The following is a 14200-nucleotide window of genomic DNA, read 5'->3' as shown; positions in this document are numbered from 1 at the left end:
GGCGGAGGTGATCCGGCCCGCCGCCGCATGCCTTCTCTGCACCGTCCTGCTGTCGTCGCCGGTCTCGGCGCGGCAGGAGACCGCCGGCCCCATCGGGGAACTGTCATCGGCTCCACCGCCCTGGGAGCTCCCGGTCCTCGAAGGACAACTGGGTAAGCGCCCCTTGACCCAGGAGGATATCCGCCTCACCTGCGACTTCAAGTTCACCTCCTTCCACTCTTTCGCCATCGCCGTGGGGATGAGGGATTTCGGGATCGACTTCGTGGACGGCTTCCATGCCGTTCCCCTTCCGGCAGAGCCGGGGTGAGATGAACCATCTGCTGAAGGAGGTGGCGTTCCAGGCGCCGTTCTTCCGGAGGTTCTGGCTTCTGATCTCGCCGAATGCGCCTCGGGACATGATCTGCGGCGATCTGGATGCCCTCGGGCTCGGCGCCGTCGGCTACGCGGAACTGGATGCCGGCACTCTGGTCGTCCGGCGCAAGGCTGGCGCCCAGCGATCCATCGAGCAGCAGGCACGGCTGGCGGCGGGGGTGCTGGAGATGGGAATCCCGGCGCGGGGAAAGGCCGCCCCTTGAAAAGGGCCATCCCGGTGTGATGAACTGGCTTTCGAGGCGACTTGTCGGTTGAGGATCCCGCGATCCGATAGCGCCTCCCCGTCGGATGATCAGTCCGATCCACCTGGGACAGGGGATAGGCCTGCGGGCTGAAGAGGGTACCGAGAACCAGACCAGGGCGCCAAAGCCGGAAGGCTTCGGCGCCCTAGGTGTTTCCGGGGGCAACTGGCCCTGGTCGTTCAGGCAGGCATGACGAAGAGGGCCGCCCTACTCGGAGCGGCTTTTGCACATTACGCTTCAAAATCTGGCGAGAACCGGGGCGTGTTTGCGTCCATGGTGGTTGTTCGATGATCTGAGCATGGCGCTCTGAAGCGGCTATGGGGGAGGCAGACACCACGGCTGAAGGCAAGAATCCTTAAGGGCCAAGGGTGGGGGAGTCAAATATTATCGGACAGGTTGCATTATTGGGGGTGGGGGTGCAAGATTAGACATGCGCCATAATATGTACATCCCAGAAGCTGTCCGGATTGATATAGCGGAGCGCCTGACAGAAGCGATTAATGCGACCGTCGAGGAATTCGAATCTGCTTGGGAGGATGAGGACGTCGTTACCGGTCATCTCGGTGGTCAAATGACTACCCGCCGCCGAAAGGTAATGGTCGACAATGTTGAGCTAGGCGGCGTATGGACGTGGTCACTTCACTACCGAAAGTTTGGTGGCAGAGGCAAAGGAGCGCCAGAGAAGGCTATTGGGGCCGATGGCATATTTGAGCTATCGCTTGAGCATCAGTCGTATACGGATGTGAAATCCTTGCTATTCCAATCCAAGGTCGAGGGAGGTAGCTCGGGCAGCCTCATCGATCAATCCGCACGTCTATCGACCTGGCGTGAGGCGGCATTCATCATGGTTTACGGCAAAGCTGGCTTCAAGGCGGTAACGATTGACTCGGCAATGAAATCGAAGGGATCGGTGGATACGGCTCCGAGTACACCACTTGAGGTGTTCCTCAACGAAGAGTTTGTCGCGTGTAATGTTGGTGACAACGATCTGCAATATCTGGCGCCGGATCGGCAGCTCAGTTGGCGCAACTTTCACGGTGAAATTGTTGCTGTGAATTTCTGTTTAACGCATCGGTTTCGGATTAATGTTGTCCCGCCGATAGGTGGGCGTAGGAAGCCGAGAATTGACCGGCATATTCAGCCAGATGAAATTCATCGCCACAGGATGGACATCCGCATCGAAGACTTGCTGAAGGTCCAGACCAATGCGCCATCCACGACACCCAAAATGACCTTACGCGCACTTACTAAAATCTATCATCCTGATCTGTTCCATTCGTGTTCATTGGAAACGCGCGAGTTGATGAAAGTCAGACTGCAAGAATTTAATGAGGCGTTCGACCAACTCCGCGTGCGCGAACAGGCGTACTCGCACAAAAGATCAAGATCTAATACGCAACGAAGCGAAGCAGAAACGCCTCCTTCGGGCGAAGCACAGGATCCTTCATACCCTAAAGCCATGAAGTGATGTGGCCAATCTTATTTGGTGAGAGGTATCGATATCTCACTGATAGAAATACAATTTATTCCATGTCAATGTGTGTCAGCGCTTTTGGTCATATGGCATCAATGGGAATCCGCCCCAATCTCGGTTCAGGCGCCACTGCACTTATCCTAAAATCTGCCCTCCCTCCTGTAACTCCAAACTCGCCCTTCCCCTTCCTGCCCAATTTGGTCATTCCGGGGCGCAAGAGCGGGTGAAGACGGCTCATAGCCATCAAGGAGTACCAAAGGCCGCCCCATCCGGAGCGGCCTTTGCATTTTACGCGTCAAAAATTAGCGCGTTATGGGTCGTGTTTGCGCTTTATGCGTCACCCGACACACACCCTACACGTCCAGGTTCGAGACCTTCAGCGCGTTGGTCTGGATGAAGTCGCGGCGGGGTTCGACCACGTCGCCCATCAGGGTGGAGAACACCTGCTCGGCGTCGTCGGCCTGGGCCACCTTGACCTGGAGGAGCGAACGCACCTGGGGGTCGAGGGTGGTTTCCCACAGCTGTTCCGGGTTCATCTCGCCCAGGCCCTTGTAGCGCTGGATGGCGATGCCCTTGCGGCCCTGCTCCATCACGGCGGTGACCAGGGCGACGGGGCCGGCCAGGACGGTTTCACGTTCCTTGACCACCAGGGTGGCGGCGCGTTCGAAGGTTTCGCGCAGGCGGGGCGCCAGGTCGTGCAGGCGCCGGGCCTCGGCCGAGCGGATCACCGCCGAATCCAGGTGGTGGGTCTCGGTGACGCCGCGCAGGGTGCGGGCGAAGGTATAGCCGTCGCCCTCCACCCAGGTGCCGGTCCAGCCGCGCTCCAGGTCGGATTCCAGGGCGTCGAGGCGCTTGGCCAGGGCGTCGGCCATGGCCGGGCCGCGGGTGGCGTCGGTGAGCAGGGCGGAATCCAGGGCGTCGGCGATAGCCGCCTGTTCCACCAGCTTCAGCGGCAGGCGCCGGGCCAGCGGGTTCAGCAGGTTCCGCACGGCGCGCGACTGTTCGACCAGGGCGCGCAGGTCGGCGGCGGCCACCTGGGTGCGGTCGGCCAGGTTCAGCACGGCATCCGACAGGCCGCCGTCGATCAGGTATTCCTCCAGCGCCCGGTCATCCTTGAGGTAGACCTCGGATTGGCCGCGCTTGGCGCGGTAGAGCGGCGGTTGGGCGATGTAGAGGTAGCCGCGCTCGATCAGCTCGGGCATCTGGCGATAGAAGAAGGTGAGCAAAAGGGTGCGGATGTGCGAGCCGTCCACGTCGGCGTCGGTCATGATGATGATCTTGTGGTAGCGCGCCTTGTCGACGTTGAAATCCTCGCGCCCGATGCCGGTACCCATGGCGGCGATCAGGGTGCCGATTTCGGCCGAGGACAGCATCTTGTCGAAGCGGGCCCGCTCCACGTTGAGAATCTTGCCCTTCAACGGCAGGATGGCCTGGTTGGCGCGGTTGCGCCCCTGCTTGGCGGAGCCGCCGGCCGAATCACCCTCGACGATGAACAGTTCCGACAGCGCCGGGTCGCGTTCCTGGCAATCGGCCAGCTTGCCCGGCAGGGTGGCGATGTCGAGCACGCCCTTCCTGCGGGTCAGTTCGCGGGCCTTGCGGGCGGCTTCACGCGCCGCGGCGGCCTCGACCACCTTGGTGACCACCTTGCGGGCCTCGGCCGGGTGCTCCTCGAACCACTCGGCCAGCTTTTCGCCCACCAGGTTCTCCACCAGGGGGCGGACCTCGGAGGAGACCAGCTTCTCCTTGGCCTGGGACGAGAACTTGGGGTCGGGCATCTTCACCGACAGCACGCAGGTCAGGCCCTCGCGCATGTCGTCGCCCGACAGGTTGACCTTTTCCTTCTTGGCGATGCCGGATTCATTGGCATAGGCGTTGATGGTCCGGGTCAGCGCGGCGCGGAAGCCGGCCAGATGGGTGCCGCCGTCCTTCTGCGGCACGTTGTTGGTGAAGCACAGACAGGTCTCGTGGTAGCTGTCGGTCCATTCCATGGACAGTTCGAGCCGCACCACGTCCTTTTCGGCCGCCACCAGGATGGGGGTGTGCAGCGCCTCCTTGGAGCGGTCCAGCCACTGGACGAAGGCCTGGACGCCGCCTTCGTAATGCAGCAGCACCTCGGCGGTCTCGGCGTGGCGCTCGTCCTTCAGCATCAGGGTAGCGCGCGAGTTGAGGAAGGCCAGTTCGCGCAGGCGGTGCTCCACCGTGTCGAAATCGAAATCGGTGTGGGAGAAGGTGCCCTTGGAGGGCAGGAACATCACCTGGGTGCCGGTGCGGTCGCCGCACTCGCCCACCACGGCCAGCGGCGCCTCGGGCTCGCCGTGGCGGAAGCGCATGAAGTGCTCCTTGCCGTGGCGCCAGATGCGCAGCTCCAGCCATTCCGACAGGGCATTGACCACCGAGATGCCGACGCCGTGCAGGCCCGACGAGATGCGGTTGGAGTTCTGGTCGAACTTGCCGCCGGCGTGCAGCTTGGTCAGCGCCACCTCGGCCGCCGAGATGCCTTCCTCGGGGTGGATGTCCACCGGAATGCCGCGGCCGTTGTCGGTGACCAGGACCGAGCCGTCGGCGTTCAGCACCACGTCGCAGCGGTCGCCGAAGCCGTTCATGATCTCGTCCACGGCGTTGTCCACCGCCTCGTAGATCATGCGGTGCAGGCCCGAACCGTCGTCGGTGTCGCCGATATACATGCCCGGACGCTTGCGCACCGCTTCGAGCCCTCGCAGCACCTGGATCGAGCCGGCGCCGTATTCCTCGGCTCCGTTCGCGCTGGCGTGGGGATCGTTGGGGGTCATGGGTTCGGTGCTCATCACATCTCAACCTTATCTGGGGCGACCGTGGCGTCGGTCACCCGGAAAAACTGGGCCCTTTCCCCGAAACCGGCGAACAGCGCCCGGTCGGTTCCGGTCATCCAGCTCTGAGCCCCGAGGGCGCAAAGCTCGTCATACAAAGCGGCGCGCCGGACCTCGTCCAGATGGGCCGCCACCTCGTCCAGCAGCAGCAGCGGCGCCCGGCCGCCCGTCTGGTCCTGGACCCGGCCCTGGGCCAGCACGATGGACACCAGGACCGCCTTCTGCTCGCCGGTGGAGCATTGCCCCGCCGGCAGGTTCTTCGGCACGTGGCGCACCAGCAGATCCGAACGGTGCGGACCCATGGTGGCGGCGCCGGCCGCCTCGTCGCGCGCGCGCGCGAGTCGCAGCGCGCTTCTGAACCTCTCCTCGGCCTCCTCGGCGGAGGTTCCCCCGGCCAGCCAGCCCTCGATCTCGCCCTCGACCGCCAGCCCGGCGGCGGGAAACGGCCCCAGTCCGGCGCGGCAGGCCGCATCCAGGCGGGCGATGGTCTCGACCCGGGCCAGGGCGATCCTTGCGCCATGGCGGGCCATGCCCTCCTCCAGCGCCGAGATCCAGGCCGGATCGGGCCTCGGTCCGCCGTCGCGCGCCGCCCGCAGCAGGCGGGTGCGCTCGCGCATGGCGTGCTCGTAGGCCCCCGATTCCGCCCCGTGGCCGGCGACCAGCCCGAACACCAGGCGGTCAAGGAAACGCCGCCGTCCGCTCGCCCCCTCGATGAACAGGCGGTCCATGGCCGGGGTCAGCCACAGTGCCGAAACCAGTCCGGCCAGGTCGCCGGGCTTGGCCGGCTTGCCGTCGATGCGCACCGAGCGGCGTTCGTGCCCGGCCTCGCGGCCCGTTCCGATCTCCACCCGTCCCGCCGGCCCGTCCAGGGTGGCCGCCACCGCCCAAGGCGCGCCGGCCGGCAATCCGTGGCGGGTGATGTCCGCCGCCCCGGCGCGGCGCAGGCCGCGGCCCGGAACCAGGAAGGACAAGGCCTCGAGAATGTTGGTCTTGCCGGCGCCGTTGGGCCCCGTCAACACCACCGGGCGGTTGTCCGTCTCGAGGCGCAGCGTCCGATAACAGCGGAAATCGGCGAGCGACAGGCGGCGGATCGCCGGCCGCTCGGATTGCGCGCGGATCACCGGATCGCCGATCACACCCTCATGGGCATCAGCACGTAGATGGCGCCGCCATCGGTCATCTCACGCACCACGGTGGGGGATGCGGCGTCGGCCATGGCGAAGCGGGCGGTGTCGCCCTCCACCTGGGCCAGGATGTCCATCAGGTAGCGCGAGTTGAAGCCGATCTCCAGCGGCGTGGAGGTGTAATCGGCCTCGATCTCCTCGGTGGCGCTGCCGTTCTCGGCGCTGGAGGCGGACAGGGTGGCGCTGCCTTTTTCCAGCGCCAGCTTGATGGCCCGGCTCTTCTCGGTGGAGATGGCCGACACGCGGTCCACGGCCTGGGCGAAGCTCTTGCAGTCGACCACCAGCACCTTGTCGTTGTCGGCGGGAATCACCCGTTCGTAATCGGGGAAGGTGCCGTCGATCAGCTTCGACGTCAGAACGGCGTCGCCGAAGGCGAATTTCAGCTTGGTCTCGGACAGCGACACGGTGATCTCGCCGTCGGTCTCGTCGATCAGCTTGCGGATCTCGGCTACCGTCTTGCGCGGCACGATGATGCCGGGCATGCCGGCGGCGCCGTCGGGCAGGGTGATCTCGACCCGGGCGAGGCGATGGCCGTCGGTGGCCACGGCGCGCAGCACATCCACGCCGTCCGCCTTGGCGGCATGCAGGTAGATGCCGTTGAGGTAGTAGCGGGTCTCTTCCGTCGAGATGGCGAAGCGGGTGCGGTCGATCAGGGTCTTCAACTCGGCCGCCGAGAGCGAGAAGCTGAACGGCAGCTCGCCGCCCGACAGGACCGGGAAATCCTCCACCGGCAGGCAGGCCAGCGAGAACTTGGAGCGCCCCGAGCGCAGCGTCAGCTGGCCGCTTTCGGCATCATGCTCGATCTCCACCTGGCTGCCGTCGGGCAGCTTGCGCACGATCTCGTAGAAGGTGTGGGCCGGAGCGGTGGTGGCGCCGGGGCGCACCACGTCGGCAGGCACCGATTCGATGATGTCGAGATCCATGTCGGTGGCGTTCAGCGACAGAAGGCCGGCACGGCCCTCGAGCTTGACGTTGGACAGGATCGGAATGGTGGTCCGGCGTTCGACGACGCTCTGGACGTGGGCCAGCGACTTCAACAGCGCGGCGCGCTCGATGGTCAGTTTCATGGCGTTCTGCTGATACCCATATGATTCGTTACTGCCCCCCTTCAGGCAGGGTTGGGCAGTATATCACAGGCGCCAGAGTCCAAAAGCGATTTCGGGGGCGGGGGTCAGCCCTGCAGCATGCGGCGCAGCAGTTCCACATCCTCGGCGAAGTTCTGGTCCACTTCCCGGAGCTCCTCGACCTTTTTCACCGCGTGCATGACGGTGGTGTGGTCGCGGCCGCCGAACTTGCGGCCGATCTCGGGGAGCGAGCGCGAGGTCAGCTGCTTGGCCAGGTACATGGCGATCTGGCGGGGACGCGCCACCTGGCGCGAGCGCCGGGCCGAGGACATTTCCGCCAGCTTGATGGTGAAGTGCTCGGCGACCTTCTTCTGGATCTCCTCGATGGTGATCCGGCGGTCCGAGGCGCGCAGCAGGTCGTGCAGCACTTCCTGGGTGGTCTCGAGCGTGATGGTGCGGCCCACCAGCTGGGAATGGGCGACCACGCGGTTCAGCGCGCCCTCCAGCTCGCGGACGTTGGAGATGATCTTGTGGGCCAGGAATTCCATGACCTTCTGGGGCACGATGACGCCCATCTGCTCGGCCTTGGACTGCAGGATGCCGAGGCGCAGCTCGTAGGTGGTGGCGTGGATGTCGGCCACTAGGCCGCAGGCCATGCGCGAGCGCAGGCGCTCCTCGATGCCTTCCAGGTCCGACGGAGACTTGTCGGCCGAGATGACGATCTGGCTGCCCTGGTCCACCAGGGCGTTGAAGGTGTGGAAGAACTCTTCCTGGGTGGCATCCTTGCCGGCGATGAACTGGACGTCGTCGATCATCAGCACGTCGACCGAGCGGAACTGCTCCTTGAACGACATGGTGTCCTGGCCGCGCAGCGCCCGGATGAAGCGGTACATGAACTTCTCGGCCGAGAGGTACAGCACCGAACGCTCGGGGTTGCGCTCGCGGATGTGATGGGCGATGGCGTGCATCAGATGGGTCTTGCCCAGGCCGACGCCGCCATAGAGGAACAGCGGGTTGAACGACACGGCATCGGCCTCGGCCACCCGCCGCGCGGCGGCCCAGGCGAATTCGTTGGGCTTGCCCACCACGAAGTTCTTGAAGGTGAAGCGGGTGTCCAGCGGTGCGCCCAGTTCGTCGGCATCGGTACTCGGCGCGGCGACCGGCGCGCACAAAGGCGCGGGGCGGGGCGGCTCGATGGCGGTGGCGGGGGCGGCGGCGGTGGCGGCGGTCTGCGGAGAGGCTTGGGGAGCGGCGGCGCGGGCGGCGGAAACGGCGCGGGCGGCCTCGACGACGATTTCCACGTTGCGGATGGCCGGGTTCTCGGCGCCCCACAGGGTGCGGATGCGCTCGGCGTAATGGGTGTTGACCCAGTCGCGCATGAAGCGGGTGGGCAGGGCCAGCTTGACGGCGTCGTCGCTCATGCCGTGCAGGGTGATGGGGCGCAGCCAGGAACGATAGGCGGCGTCGCCGATCTCGTCCTTCAGCCTGACCTTAACGCGATCCCATTCTGACTTTACCATTGCCGTCCCCGAATCCTTAGCCCACCGTCCCACGGCGCCGTGAAACCTTGATCACGACACCGTCCCTCGCTCTACCTTTGCGGCACCATGCGTCGGGCTCCCCTCCCGGCGAGGCTCGCGCCCCGCTCGCATGCGGCCGTTTCATCCCCTGACATTGGCGGGGCCGAGTCATACTCTGGAGCGCGCTGTCTGTAAATACGTCCAGCTACCCATATTACAAAAAGTCATCAACGGGCTGTGATCTGCTTCACACAGTCATGTGAAGCAGAGAAGAAATAAAAAAGGCAAAATTCTATTGATTTCGCGGCGCCACATTATTGCGGCCAGCGAGGTTCGCGACTCTACCGAGAGCATCGGCGACTCGCAACGTGATCGGAACGCGAACATGGAAAATTTTTTGCTTGCAATTCCGGACTCGTGGATTCGTCTGGAATTGCCGGAACGACAAAGGCCGCGCCCAGGGCGCGGCCTTTAAAATCGCAGGAAAATCAAGCCATTGGCGATTAGGCCAGCGGCTTCATCTCCTTGACGCGGGCGACAAGGCGGGAAACCTTGCGCGACGCGGTATTCTTGTGCAGCACGCCGGCCTGGGCACCCTTCATCAGTTCGGGCTGGGCCTCCTTGAGGGCGGCCTGGGCAGCGGCGGAATCGCCACCGGCGATGGCGAGCTCGACCTTCTTGACGAAGGTGCGGATACGGCTCACGCGGGCGCGGTTGACCTCGGTACGACGCTCGGTCTGGCGGATGCGCTTCTTAGCCGACTTATGATGGGCCATGGATCAGAACCTTGGAACACGGTTGCAAATTCGAAGGCGCGTTTATATGTCCGCGCCGGAAGGTCGTCAAGCGTTGAATCGGAGCCCGGCGGATTCACCGGGCTCCGGGAGGCAGATCAGCGATTCTTGAAAGCGGCCGGGCGCTTTTCGACGAAGGCGGCCATGCCTTCCTTCTGGTCCTCGGTGGAGAAGGTGGAGTGGAACAGCCGGCGCTCGAAGGTGACGCCCTGGGCCAGCGTGGTCTCGAAGGCGGCGTTGACCGATTCCTTGCACAGCATGACGATGGGGCGCGACAGGGCGGCGATCTTGGAGGCGGCCTTGACCGCCTCGTCCACCAGCTCGGCCACCGGCACGATGCGGCTGACCAGGCCCGAACGCTCGGCCTCGGCGGCGTCCATCATGCGCCCCGTCAGACACATCTCCATGGCCTTGGACTTGCCCACGGCCCGGGTGAGGCGCTGGGTGCCGCCGGCGCCCGGGATGGTGCCGATGGTGATTTCCGGCTGGCCGAACTTGGCGTTGTCGCCGGCGATGATGAAGTCGCACATCATGGCCATCTCGCAACCGCCGCCCAGGGCGAAGCCGGCCACCGCCGCGACGATGGGCTTGCGGCACTTGGTGACGCGCTCCCAGCCGTCGGTGATGAAGTTGGACAGGTAGACGTCCATGTAGCCCTTCGACGCCATCTCCTTGATGTCGGCGCCGGCGGCGAAGGCCTTGTCCGAACCGGTCAGCACCACGGCGCCGATATTATCGTCGGCCTCGAAGGCGTCCAGCGCCTGGCCCAGCTCGGAGATCAGGGCGGCGCACAGCGCGTTCATGGCCTTGGGGCGGTTCAGCGCGATCAGGCCGACATTGCCGCGGGTCTCGACGGTGATGTTCTCGAAAGCCATGGGAATTCCTCTTCGCTAGGGTCTATTCGGGTGAAACGGTGAAGCGCAGGGTCACCCCGGCGCGGTCCTGGGTGGTTTCAAGCCGCAGCACCTCGGTCTCGCGGCGATAGAGCCGGTCGCTCTCGCGCGTCCAGCCCAACTGGGGCAGGGTGGCGGCATAGAATTTCAAGATGTCGGAAGCCTTGACGGTGCCGTGGGCATAGGCCTCGACGATGCGGCCCGAGGGCGAATCGAAGGACACCCCCGATCCCATCACCTCGGTCAGCCCGGGAGCCAGCGGCAGATCCTCGTAGGCCGACAGGAACGCCTCGGCCCGCGCCGGACCGGCGGCGAGCAGGACGGTAAGCGCGAAAGCGGTAGCGAGATGCCGAAAACGAGCCATGGAATCCCTATACCATCACACTTGCCGCTTCGCACAATAGAAAGTGGAGCGTCCTGCCTGGGTGATCCGGCGGACGCCGCCGCATTCCGGCGTTCCGGGACATCCGGGGCAGCGCTCGCCTTCGCGGCCGTAGACCTGGAAGGAATGCTGGAAATAGCCCAGTTCGCCGTCGGGTCTGGCGTGGTCCTTCAAGGTGGAGCCGCCGGCGGCGATGGCGTCTCGCAGCACGGCCTTGACCAGGGGCACGAGGCGCTCGATCTCGGCCCGGCTCAAGGACCCGGCCGGACGCAGCGGAGAGATCTCCGCCCGGAACAGGCTTTCGCACACATAGATGTTGCCCAGGCCCGCCACCACCTTCTGGTCCAGCAGAACCGTCTTGATGGGGCCGCTCTTGCCCCGCAGCGCTTCGGCCAGCGCGCCGGCGTCGAAGGCTTCGTCCAGCGGCTCCGGCCCGATATCGGCCAGCAGGGGATGGGTGGCCAGTTCGCCAGCCTCGCACAGGGTGAACAGACCGAAGCGGCGGGGATCGGTGAGCGTTACCGAGATGCCCTGGTCCGTCACCCATTCCACATGGTCGTGGGGGCCGGGGGCCGCGTTGCGCAAGGGCGAGATGGTCATGCGCCCCGACATGCCGAGATGGCCCAGCATGACCAGCCCGCCGTCCAGGCGCACCACCAGATACTTGGCGCGCCGTCCGACGCTTTCCACATGGCGGCCGGTCAGGCGCTGGGCGAAGTCCGTGGGGAAGGGCACCCGCAACCCGGCGCGCCGGGTCTCGACGCGCGCGAATCGCCGCCCGTCCCACACTTGGGCCAGGCCTTTGGCGACGGTCTCGACTTCGGGCAGTTCGGGCATGGCGTGGAGTATAAGACAGGCTCCGCCCCGTGACAGCGCAGAAATTCCGAGCTAAGGTGCCGCACCATGACGAACAGCCCTTCCCACAACGACGGCACCACCCATTTCGGCTTCAAGACCGTGGCCGAGGACGAGAAGGTTTCCCTCGTTCGCGGCGTCTTCGATTCGGTGGCGTCCAAATACGATCTGATGAACGACCTGATGAGCGCCGGCGTCCATCGCCTGTGGAAGTCGGCGTTTCTCGACATGTTGCGCCCCCGGCCGGACCAGACCCTGCTGGACGTGGGCGGCGGCACCGGCGACATCGCCTTCGGCTGGAAGAAGCGGGGCGGCGGCCCCGTGACCGTGTGCGACATCAACCGCGAGATGCTGTCCGTCGGGCGCGACCGCGCCGTGGACCGCAATCTGCTGGACGGGCTGACCTGGGTGTGCGGCAATGCCGAGGAGCTGCCCATACCCGACCGGTCGGTCGACCGCTACACCATCGCGTTTTGCCTGAGGAACGTCACCCATTGGGACCGTGCCATCGCCGAGGCCTATCGCGTGCTGCGCCCCGGCGGGCGGTTCATGTGCCTGGAGTTCTCGCGCGTCATCGTGCCCGGCCTGCGCGAGGCCTATGACGCCTATTCCTTCAACGTGCTGCCCAAGGTGGGCGGCATGGTCACCGGCAATGCCGAGGCCTATCAGTATCTGGTGGAAAGCATCCGCAAGTTCCCGCCCCAGGAGGAAATGGCCGCCATGGTCGAGGCCGCCGGCTTCGCCCGCGTCGAGGTGCGCAACCTGTCGGCGGGCATCGCCGCCATCCATTCGGGGTGGCGCCTGTGATCTCGTCCGGTGAGGTGAATTGTCGTCCCGACGACCATCGGGAGGAGGGATCTCGTTCTGCCCCGTCGGGTCCGAATCGGCCCCGACATTCCAGGCGGAGATCCCTCGCTATCGCTCGGGATGACAAGACAAGACAGGTTGAGAGTCTGTCACCATGATCCGGTCCTTTAGAAATCTGAACCGCCTGCTGACCATCGGCCGCGTCCTGGCCCGCCACGACGCGCTGTTCCTGCTGGAAGACTACCTGCCCATGGCGCGCTTCGGCTCGAAGCTGCTGCGGGGAGGGCGTCGCCCGGTGAGCGAGGGCCGTCCGGGCCAGCGTCTGGCCGCCGCCCTGGCCGAGCTGGGGCCGTCCTTCATCAAGCTGGGTCAGGCCCTGTCCACCCGCGCCGACCTGCTGGGCGAGGAGATGGCCGCCGACCTGTCGGGCCTGCAGGACGAGCTGCCGCCGTTCCCGCCGGAAGAGGCGCGGCGCATCGTCGAGGAGGAGCTGGGCGGGCCGCTGTCCAACTTCTATTCCGCCTTCGACGACGTGCCGGTGGCGGCGGCCTCCATCGCCCAGGTGCATTTCGCCACCACCCGCCAGGGGCGCGAGGTGGCGGTCAAGGTGCTGCGCCCCGGCGTCGAGGCCAAGTTCCACCGCGATATCGACCTCTTGTACTGGCTGGCCGAGTGGGCCGAGCTGGCCCTGCCGCGCATCCGCCGCTTAAAGCCGGTGGAGACGGTCAAGACCTTCGAGGAATCCGTCACGCTGGAGATGGATCTGCGCTTCGAGGCGGCGGCGGCCTCCGAGTTGGCCGAGAATTTCCGCGGCGACGACAATTTCAAGGTGCCGGAAGTGGACTGGCTGCGCACCGGCAAGCGGCTGCTGACGCTGGAACGGGTCTCGGGCATTCCGGTGGACGAGACCGAGCGTCTGCTGGCGGCGGGCATCGACCCGGTGGACGTGCTGGCCAAGGCCGCCGAGGCCATGTTCAAGCAGGTGTTCCGCGACGGCTTCTTCCACGCCGACATGCATCCGGGCAACCTGTTCATCGGCGAGGGCGGCCAGCTCATCGCCATGGATTTCGGCATCATGGGCCGGGTGGACAAGCGCACAAGGCGCTTCCTGGGCGAGATGCTGCTGGGCTTTCTGTCGGGCGACTACCGCAAGGTGGCCGAGGTGCACTTCGCCGCCGGCTATGTCCCCGCCGACCAGTCCATGGACACCTTCACCCAGGCCTGCCGCTCCATCGCCGAGCCGATCCTGGGCCGTCCCTTGCACGAAATCTCCATCGCCAAGCTGCTGGGCCAGCTGTTCCAGGTGACCGAGACCTTCGCCATGGAAACCCAGCCCCAGCTGCTGCTGCTGCAAAAGAGCATGCTGGTGGCCGAGGGCGTCGGGCGTATCCTCGACCCCAACATCAACATGTGGCACTTGGCCCAGCCGCTGATCGAAGGCTGGATGCGCGAAAACCTCGGCCCCGAGGCCAAGGTGCGCGAAACGGTCAGCAGCGTGGTCGGCTCGCTGGAGCGTCTGCCCCGCCTGATCGCCGAGACCGAGCGGACCTATTCCATGCTGGTCAACCAGGGGCTCAAGCTGCACCCGGAAACGGTCAAGGCCATGTTCCCGCAGCAAAACCGCGCGCGACGTCCCGTGCCCGCCCTCGGCTGGCTCATCGCCGCCGCCCTGGCGGTGGCGCTGTATCTGAAATAGGGGGAATGGCACGGGGCTCCCGCCCCGGTCCCCGGTTGGAGGCGATGCCTCCAAACCTTCCTTTGATTCAT

Annotated in this window: 13 protein-coding genes; 5 read left to right on the top strand and 8 right to left on the bottom strand. The window is 65.4% G+C overall.

Annotated elements, in window-relative coordinates; translation table 11 throughout:
- Window positions 1-7 precede the first annotated feature (7 nt).
- The 3 genes from WV31_RS03090 (at window position 8) to WV31_RS21385 (ending at window position 2082) form a co-directional block, all read left to right on the top strand.
- Window positions 8-307 (top strand): hypothetical protein, encoded by a 300-nt coding sequence (locus WV31_RS03090; RefSeq protein ID WP_145980720.1) that lies wholly within the window; start codon window positions 8-10, stop codon window positions 305-307.
- Between the two features lies 1 nt (window position 308).
- Window positions 309-575, top strand: coding sequence for a hypothetical protein (locus WV31_RS03085; protein ID WP_085372211.1), 267 nt, complete (start codon window positions 309-311; stop codon window positions 573-575).
- A gap of 469 nt (window positions 576-1044) precedes the next feature.
- Entirely contained in the window at window positions 1045-2082 is a 1038-nt protein-coding gene (locus WV31_RS21385) for a hypothetical protein (RefSeq protein ID WP_145980719.1), read from the top strand.
- Between the two features lie 359 nt (window positions 2083-2441).
- Here the strand turns inward: WV31_RS21385 and gyrB are convergent, their stop codons facing one another.
- The 8 genes from gyrB to mutM all read right to left on the bottom strand — a co-directional run bounded on the left by gyrB (window position 2442) and on the right by mutM (window position 11608).
- Window positions 2442-4892: a DNA topoisomerase (ATP-hydrolyzing) subunit B gene (gene gyrB, locus WV31_RS03080; RefSeq protein WP_085372210.1), complete on the bottom strand. Its 2451-nt coding sequence runs from the start codon at window positions 4890-4892 to the stop codon at window positions 2442-2444.
- Window positions 4892-6070 (bottom strand): DNA replication/repair protein RecF, encoded by a 1179-nt coding sequence (gene recF, locus WV31_RS03075; protein WP_085372209.1) that lies wholly within the window; start codon window positions 6068-6070, stop codon window positions 4892-4894. Before recF ends, gyrB begins: the two co-directional genes overlap by 1 nt.
- Window positions 6067-7185: a DNA polymerase III subunit beta gene (dnaN, locus tag WV31_RS03070; RefSeq protein ID WP_085372208.1), complete on the bottom strand. Its 1119-nt coding sequence runs from the start codon at window positions 7183-7185 to the stop codon at window positions 6067-6069. The genes recF and dnaN overlap by 4 nt, the downstream gene beginning before the upstream one ends.
- A 104-nt stretch (window positions 7186-7289) precedes the next feature.
- The gene (gene dnaA / locus WV31_RS03065) at window positions 7290-8702 is read right to left on the bottom strand and encodes a chromosomal replication initiator protein DnaA (RefSeq protein WP_168185839.1); all 1413 of its coding nucleotides are present in this window, start codon (window positions 8700-8702) and stop codon (window positions 7290-7292) included.
- 503 nt (window positions 8703-9205) lie between these two features.
- The gene (gene rpsT / locus WV31_RS03060) at window positions 9206-9478 is read right to left on the bottom strand and encodes a 30S ribosomal protein S20 (RefSeq protein WP_068437307.1); all 273 of its coding nucleotides are present in this window, start codon (window positions 9476-9478) and stop codon (window positions 9206-9208) included.
- A 116-nt stretch (window positions 9479-9594) separates the two neighbouring features.
- Window positions 9595-10371: an enoyl-CoA hydratase gene (locus WV31_RS03055; RefSeq protein ID WP_085372206.1), complete on the bottom strand. Its 777-nt coding sequence runs from the start codon at window positions 10369-10371 to the stop codon at window positions 9595-9597.
- A 22-nt stretch (window positions 10372-10393) separates the two neighbouring features.
- Complete coding sequence (locus WV31_RS03050; protein ID WP_085372205.1) at window positions 10394-10753, bottom strand: hypothetical protein; 360 nt, start codon at window positions 10751-10753, stop codon at window positions 10394-10396.
- Window positions 10754-10768: 15 nt separating this feature from the next.
- Window positions 10769-11608, bottom strand: coding sequence for a bifunctional DNA-formamidopyrimidine glycosylase/DNA-(apurinic or apyrimidinic site) lyase (gene mutM / locus WV31_RS03045; RefSeq protein WP_085372204.1), 840 nt, complete (start codon window positions 11606-11608; stop codon window positions 10769-10771).
- 66 nt (window positions 11609-11674) lie between these two features.
- On the opposite strand from mutM, the gene ubiE reads away from it, so the two are divergent.
- Together ubiE and ubiB are read left to right on the top strand one after the other, a co-directional pair.
- Window positions 11675-12433: a bifunctional demethylmenaquinone methyltransferase/2-methoxy-6-polyprenyl-1,4-benzoquinol methylase UbiE gene (gene ubiE / locus WV31_RS03040; protein WP_085372203.1), complete on the top strand. Its 759-nt coding sequence runs from the start codon at window positions 11675-11677 to the stop codon at window positions 12431-12433.
- Window positions 12434-12587: 154 nt separating this feature from the next.
- Window positions 12588-14129, top strand: a complete 1542-nt coding sequence (gene ubiB, locus WV31_RS03035; protein WP_085372202.1) for a 2-polyprenylphenol 6-hydroxylase — start codon at window positions 12588-12590, stop codon at window positions 14127-14129.
- Window positions 14130-14200 lie beyond the last annotated feature (71 nt).

This window comes from Magnetospirillum sp. ME-1 (assembly GCF_002105535.1).
Lineage (GTDB): Bacteria > Pseudomonadota > Alphaproteobacteria > Rhodospirillales > Magnetospirillaceae > Phaeospirillum.
Note: the sequence above shows the minus strand (reverse complement) of the source record. Positions and strands in the feature narration are given on the sequence as shown.